The organism is Glycomyces halotolerans (assembly GCF_054779575.1).
The window spans coordinates 305608-312200 of record NZ_BAAGXZ010000002.1 but is presented as its reverse complement, the minus strand read 5'-3'; the positions used below and the strand labels follow the sequence as shown (position 1 = coordinate 312200).

Genomic DNA, 6593 nt, shown 5'->3' with positions numbered 1-6593 from the left:
TCGAAATACCACGCCAGAACCAACGGCATCGACCGGCGAACTTACAAGGCCACCCTCGACATCGTCGTCTTCGCAGACCCTTAACCGAACGGCATTGGGACTAGGCGGACACCAGCTCGAAGGTCGCGGCGTAGGCGGTGCCGAACCGCTCGCCGCCCATCGCGCCCATGCCGGTCAGGAACTCGCGGGCGTACGCCTCGGGCTCGGCGTCGCTAAGCGCCGATATGTAGGTCCGGTGCGCCGCCAGGGAGGCGATGGCGGTCTCCATCGTCGCGGTCGTGTCGACCGCGTGCGTGGACTCGGGCGACCCGGCCAGCGCCACCCACCGCACCCCGGGCCACGGTTCGAGGCCGCGTTCGAGCAGCTCGGGGAAGATCCACCGGTTGCCCGCGTCGGCGGCGGCGTCGAGGACGGCTGCGCCGACGGCCCGATGGTCGGCGCTGTTCCAGGTTCCCGGCATCCAGTACTCGCGTCGGTTGAGGGTGACGACCAGCTCGGGGCGGTGCCGCCGGATCGCCGCGGCCAGGTCGCGGCGCAGCGGCAGGCCGGCTTCGACCACTCCGTCGCGGTGGTCGAGGAACTCGACGGTGTCGACGCCGACGATCGCGGCGCTGGCCGTCTGCTCGGACTCGCGCAGGGGCGCGCTCTCCTCCGGAGGGAGGGTGTCGATGCCGGCCTCGCCTCGGGTGACCATGAGGTAAGAGACGTGGCGTCCCTCGCCGGTCCAGGCGGCGACCGCTCCGGCCGCTCCGTATTCCATGTCGTCGGGGTGGGCCACGATGGCCAGGGCCCGGTTCCAGTCGGTCGGCATCTCCAGCAGTTCGCCCATGGCTCGAGTATGCCCCGCACCGCGACACGAAGTGATCCAGGGCACGGCGGCCTTGCGTCCGGGGGCCGGAGTAGGAGGATGGTGGGCGGTAATCCGATTCCGAGCAGACGGGCTGAACGATGTCACCGACGACCGCACCCACCGTCACCTTGACCCACGGCGCGCAGATGCCGCGCCTCGGCCTCGGCACCTGGCCGATGGACGACGCCCAGGCCGAGCGGGTGATCGCCGAGGCGATCGAGTCCGGCTACCGGCTGGTCGACACCGCCGAGAACTACCAGAACGAGCGGGGCGTGGGACGGGGCCTCAAGGCCTCGGGCGTGGCCCGCGAAGAGCTGTTCGTGACCACGAAGTTCAACAAGCGCTGGCACGGTGTGGACCTGGCCGCCGAGGCGTGCGAGCACAGCCTCGACCGTCTCGGGCTCGACTACATCGACCTGCTGCTGATCCACTGGCCGAACCCGGGTCAGGACCGCTACGTCGATGCCTGGCGGGGCTTGGCGCGTCTGCTGGAGGCCGGCAAGGTCCGCGCGATCGGGACCTCGAACTTCAAACCGGCCCATCTGGACCGGATCATCGCCGAGACCGGCGTGGTGCCCGATGTCAACCAGATCCAGCTCAACCCGCTGGTCACCCGCGACCAGTCGCGGACTTACCATGCCGAGCACGGGATCACGACGCAGTCGTGGTCGCCGATCGGCGGCGAGGGCGCCGATGTGCTCAACGCCCGGACGGTCACCGATCTGGCCGAGCGGTACGGGAAGACTCCGGCGCAGATCGTGCTGCGCTGGCACATGGAGCTCGGTTTGACGGCGGTACCGAAGTCGAGCGATGCCGAGCGGCTCAAGCAGAATCTGGCGGTCTTCGACTTCTCTTTGTCCTCAGAGGATGTGCGAGCGTTGTCCGATCTCGATCAGGGCGAGTCGGCCGCGGCCGATTCCGACAAGTTCGGCCACTGATCACTCCGGTCCGGTGCGGAGCGTCCGCGCCGGACCGTCTCGCCTTTTCCACCGGGGGACACACCATAGGCTGAATCGACCCGCGTCCTCTTACGCTGCCGAAACGAACCCGATCGGGTGGGTCGCCGCCAATTCACATCGATATGTGTCGATAGACATTTTGCGATTCCTCGCCATGGAATACGCTCCCAGCAGGCACTTCGCCGATGCGCCGCGGCACCGAGCTGCGATGGCCGGCGACGGGGTCTTCGCAGTCACCGGCTCCGGCCGGATGCGGCGCATAGCGCAATGGACCCCGCTACCGCCGTTCAGCGCTTAAGGTGAACGCGTCGCAGGTCCCCGCCGAGAGCAATGCGCTCGCGTTTCAGCGCCCGAACACCGTCGTCCGTACCGCATCGTGGGAATCGCGCGACGGTGCGCGAAGAATGGCGCCGACTCGCGTCATAACGGGAACACGATTGCGTGCTGGATCGGAGGGGCTGCAAACACTGTGGAATGAGGGGTGGAACAACGTGAGAACGGTACTCGTATGTGTCGAGTCCTCGCGGGCCGGAGCGAAGATCGCCGCATGCGCGGCCCACACGGGCCTGACGCAGGAGGTCACCACCGTGGCCGGACCCGCCGAGCTGTTCTTCGAACTCGGCCGGCGCAAGACCGACCTGGTGCTCGCCGACGTCGCGTTCACCAGGCCCGATCCGGTCAGGTTCACCCAGACCGTCCGCACCCACTCGCCGCGGACCGAGGTCGTCCTCGCCGGCGAACCCGATCCGGTCATGACCGCCAAGGTCATGGCCGCCGGCGCCGAAGGACTGCTGTGCGCCCCCGGCGAGTCGACCGACGACATGCTCGTCTCGATCGCCAAGGCCATCATGTTCACCGCCCCGGCCGCGGAGGCCGCGCCCGAGGACATCCCCCGCCAGCGGTCCGCCCTGCTGGGGATGCATCCCAGCGAGCGCGAGCTGCAGGTCCTGCGGGGCATGAGCGAGGGCAAGTCCAACGCCGAGATCGGCCGCGACCTGTTCGTCTCCGAGGACACCGTCAAGACCCACGCCAAGCGGCTCTACCGCAAGCTCGGCGCCCGCGACCGGGCCCACGCCATCGCGATGGCCTTCCGCTCGGGTCTGATCTGCTGACCCGCGCGATCTCGCCTCGAGTCCCCTTGGGGGTTTCGCGCGGGGCCGCTGTGGGCACCATCAAACCGAACCGGCGAGCGGGGGGCCGCCGGACGGCCACGGCACCGGATGGAGAATCCAGGTATGCGAGGACTGATCAAGAGCGCGGTGCTGAGCGTCGGCCTGGCGGTCGGACGCAGGCTCTGGCGCAAGTACCGGCAGCGGCGCTCCGGCAAGCAGGAGCGGCGGGAGCACTTCGGGCCCGAACCGATGTGACCGGCCTTCGGAGCGACCGCCCGCCACGGAGACCTCACCGCATTCGTCTCCGGCGGCGGTGACGAGGCGCTGATAGAGTCGCGCCCGTGAACCTCGCCCGCTCCATCCTGCTGTTCGTCCTCGCCGCCTTCGCCGAGATCGGCGGCGCGTGGCTGATCTGGCAAGGACTGCGCGAGCACCGAGGCGTCCTGTGGATCGCCGCGGGGATCATGGCCTTGGGCGCCTACGGTTTCGCCGCCGCGTTCCAGCCCGATCCGCATTTCGGACGGATCCTGGCCGCCTACGGCGGCGTCTTCGTGGCCGGGTCGCTGACCTGGGGCATGGTCGTCGACGGCTTCCGCCCCGACCGCTGGGACCTCATCGGCGCCGCACTGTGCCTGGTCGGCGTCGCGGTGATCATGTACGCGCCCAGGCCCTGAACCGGCCGCCCGCCTTCCCGGCGCGCGCTGACGTCCAAGGCGGCGAGCCCGGCTTCGAGCTCGCCCCTCATTCCGGCCGAGGACCGAGCCAGCGCCGCCGGTAGGATCGGTCGGGATCGAAGCGGCCCGCCTGCCGCTCGTGGTTGAACCCGCGATACGGCCTGGTGTCATTGCCGGTCCCGGCGACCCACTGCCAGTCTCCCCAGTTGTTCGCCTCTTCGGCGTCGACCAGATGCTCCGCGAACCAGGCCGCTCCCTCGCGCCAGTCGACACCGAGGGTCTTGGACAGGCGACCGGCGCAGATGAGGCGGGCGCGGTTGTGCATACAGCCTTCGGAGGAGCTGGCGCATGCCCGCGTCGACGATGTCGACGCCGGTGGTGCCGTGCTTCCAGGCTTCGAGAGCGTCCGGGGCCTCGGCCCAGTCGTCGTCGGCTCCGGGCCGGTAAGGTGCCGGTGTCGCCGACGCGCACGAGCAGGTCGCCGCCCAGTGCCCGCAGGGACGCTCTGAAATCCTCCAGCGCCTGGTGTTCGGACGCGCGGCGGTTCGGCGACGTCTGCCGGGCCGGATCGCGGACCTACTGCGACACGATCTGTTCGTCGGCGCGGCAGGCGCTGCTCAGGGGCGGGTGGTCGCCGCCCCGGAGGTCCAGGGTGTACAGAACGACTGCGGTGCGCAAGGATTCTCCTCAGTGGGAAACGGTTCCGGGGCCGCCCGCTCGGCGGGCGGCCCCGGAGGGTTGCGGGTGATGCTAAGCGGGCATCAGCACGCCGTCGATGATGTAGACGGTGGCGTTGGCGGTCTGGACGTTGCCGCAGATCACCGAGGCGTCGCCGTTGACCGTGAAGTCCTCGCCGGAGCCCTCCACCTCGATCGTCTCGCCCTGCAGCGTCGTGTACGGGCTGCCGGAGGCCAAGTCCTCGGGCGCGATGCGCTCGCCCACCACGTGGTAGGTGAGGACGTTCGTCAGCATCTCGGTGTCGGCCAGGACCGCTTCGAGGTCCTCGGCCGGAATGGCCTCGAAGGCCGCGTTGGCCGGAGCGAACACGGTGATGTCCTCGGCCGAGTTGAGCGTGTCCCCCAGGTCGGCCTCGCCGACCGCGGTGACCAGCGTGCTCAGGGCCGGATTGTTGGAAGCGGCGGTGGCGACCGGGTCGTCGGCCATGCCTTCGAAGCTCCCCTCGCCGTCCTCGGGGACCGCCGCGCAGCCCGCACCGAACTCGCCCGAGACGGCCATGTCGTCGGTGCCCTCCTCGGCCATGGTCGTCTCCTCGGACGTCGTCTCGTCCTGCGAGGAGGCGTCCTCGGGATCCTCGTCGGATCCGCAGGCGGCGAGAGCGAGGGCGCATCCTGCGGCCATCGCGACGGCGCCGGAGCGTGTCAGGAGTCGGTTTCTCATCGGTTTGCCTTTCTCATACGTTGCCGGGAGCGGACGCTCTCGGCGGTCTCATTCGGCGGTGACGACGACGGAATGCCATCCGGTCGCACCGTCGGGGAACGGCGTTCGCCGCTCCCGGGTCTGGGTGTCCCCTTCGCCGTCGGTCGCGCGGACTTCGAGCTTGTGGCGGCCGGGTGCGGCCTCCCATGTCCAGTGCCATTGGCGCCAGACGTCGGCGCCGATGACCGGTGCCAGTTCGGCCTCGTTCCACAGGCCCTCGTCGACGCGGACTTCGACGCGCTCGATGCCGCGGTGCTGGGCCCAGGCGACGCCGGCGACCGGGACCGGTCCGACCGGGACGCGCTTGAGCGGGTCAGGGGTGTCGATGCGGGAGCAGGTCTTGACCGGTGCTTCGGCCGCCCAGTCACGCCGCACCCAGTAGGGGTCGAAGTCGGCGAAGGAGGACAGCTCGAGTTCGACGAGCCATTTGGTGGCCGAGACGTAGCCGTACAGGCCGGGGACGATCATCCGGACCGGGAAACCGTGCTCGAGCGGCAGCGGTTCGCCGTTCATGCCGACCGCGAGCATCGAGTCCCGTCCGTCCATGCAGATCTCGGTCGGGGTTCCGGCCGTCCATCCGTCGGCCGAGCGCCCGACGACCTGGTCGGCCTCAGGGTCCGGTTCGGCCTCGGCGAGCAGGTCGGCCAGCGGCGCCCCGAGCCAGCGGGCGTTTCCCGCGAGGTTCCCGCCGACCTGGTTCGACACGCACGAGAGGGTGATCTCGCGTTCGATCAGCTCGCGGCCGAGCAGGTCCTGGAAGGACAGTTCGAGGGGCCGCCGGACTCGGCCGGTCACCCGGAGTGCCCAGTCGTCGGGTGACACGCGGGGCACGACCAGTGCCGTGTCGACCCGGTAGAAGTCCGCGTTCGGGGTGAGGTAGGAGGTGACGCCCTCGACGTGCAGGCCCTCCCCTCGGGGACCGACCGAGTCGGGTGCGGGCAGCCGTACGGCGTCGCGAGCGGCGTCGATCTCCTCCGTGCCGCTGAGGCGCCATCCGATCGCGCCGGCCAGACCCGCTCCGGTCAAGGCGATCAGGACCCCTCGCCGGTCAACGACCCGTCCGGGCACTGCCGGCTCCTCGGTCGCGTTCGGTCTGAACAGCAGCCGCAGGGCGCCGGCGCCGCAGGCGGCGCCGACCGCCGAGGGGAGCGCCCAGGAGTCGTCGGCCGCGGGGCGGCCGAGAGCCGCCGCCGCGCCGACTGCTCCGAGGACGACCAGGGCCGTGTAGCCGATCGCGATGCGTCGCCGAGCCAGGATGCCGACCAGGGCCGCGGCGATCAGCAGGACGAGGCCGATGCCGATCAGCAGGACCAGCTTGTCGCGGACGCCGAAGGTCCGGATGGCGAATTCCTTCAGCGGCTCGGGCGTGGCGTCGATGACTGCGGCGCCGACTGCGGCGACCGGGGCGCTGCCCGGCGCGACGGCCGCCGAGACCAGCTGGGCCGCGGCCACGGCGGTCCCCGCGCAGGCGATGCCCGCGAGCGCTGCGATCGTTTTGCCGTTCATGCCATTGATTCGGGGCCGAGCACGCGCCGGATGGGTCCGAGTCGAGAAAATCAAT

Annotated in this window: 7 protein-coding genes and 1 pseudogene; 4 read left to right on the top strand and 4 right to left on the bottom strand. The window is 70.2% G+C overall.

Annotation, left to right across the window (positions count from 1 at the left end; translation table 11 throughout):
- Positions 1 to 100: 100 nt before the first annotated feature.
- Positions 101 to 829 carry a PIG-L deacetylase family protein gene (locus ACYVL2_RS03425; protein WP_460540195.1) on the bottom strand — a complete coding sequence of 243 codons (729 nt, stop codon included), beginning with the start codon at positions 827 to 829 and terminating at the stop codon, positions 101 to 103.
- A 119-nt stretch (positions 830 to 948) separates the two neighbouring features.
- Between ACYVL2_RS03425 and ACYVL2_RS03420 the strand changes: the two genes are divergently transcribed.
- From ACYVL2_RS03420 to ACYVL2_RS03405, 4 genes are all read left to right on the top strand, one after another.
- The gene (locus tag ACYVL2_RS03420) at positions 949 to 1788 is read left to right on the top strand and encodes an aldo/keto reductase (protein ID WP_460540193.1); all 840 of its coding nucleotides are present in this window, start codon (positions 949 to 951) and stop codon (positions 1786 to 1788) included.
- 512 nt (positions 1789 to 2300) lie between these two features.
- A complete protein-coding gene (locus ACYVL2_RS03415) occupies positions 2301 to 2921 on the top strand; it encodes a helix-turn-helix transcriptional regulator (protein WP_460540191.1) in 621 nt (206 codons plus the stop codon).
- Between the two features lie 123 nt (positions 2922 to 3044).
- Positions 3045 to 3176, top strand: coding sequence for a hypothetical protein (locus ACYVL2_RS03410; protein ID WP_460540189.1), 132 nt, complete (start codon positions 3045 to 3047; stop codon positions 3174 to 3176).
- A gap of 86 nt (positions 3177 to 3262) precedes the next feature.
- Positions 3263 to 3595: a YnfA family protein gene (locus ACYVL2_RS03405; RefSeq protein WP_460540187.1), complete on the top strand. Its 333-nt coding sequence runs from the start codon at positions 3263 to 3265 to the stop codon at positions 3593 to 3595.
- A 67-nt stretch (positions 3596 to 3662) separates the two neighbouring features.
- Here the strand turns inward: ACYVL2_RS03405 and ACYVL2_RS03400 are convergent.
- From ACYVL2_RS03400 to ACYVL2_RS03390, 3 genes and pseudogenes are all read right to left on the bottom strand, one after another.
- Positions 3663 to 4044: pseudogene (locus ACYVL2_RS03400) on the bottom strand (FAD-binding domain-containing protein); the annotation flags it as partial.
- Positions 4045 to 4345: 301 nt separating this feature from the next.
- Positions 4346 to 4993, bottom strand: coding sequence for a fasciclin domain-containing protein (locus tag ACYVL2_RS03395; RefSeq protein ID WP_460540185.1), 648 nt, complete (start codon positions 4991 to 4993; stop codon positions 4346 to 4348).
- A gap of 48 nt (positions 4994 to 5041) precedes the next feature.
- Positions 5042 to 6538, bottom strand: coding sequence for a molybdopterin-binding protein (locus tag ACYVL2_RS03390; RefSeq protein WP_460540183.1), 1497 nt, complete (start codon positions 6536 to 6538; stop codon positions 5042 to 5044).
- Between the last annotated feature and the right edge of the window lie 55 nt (positions 6539 to 6593).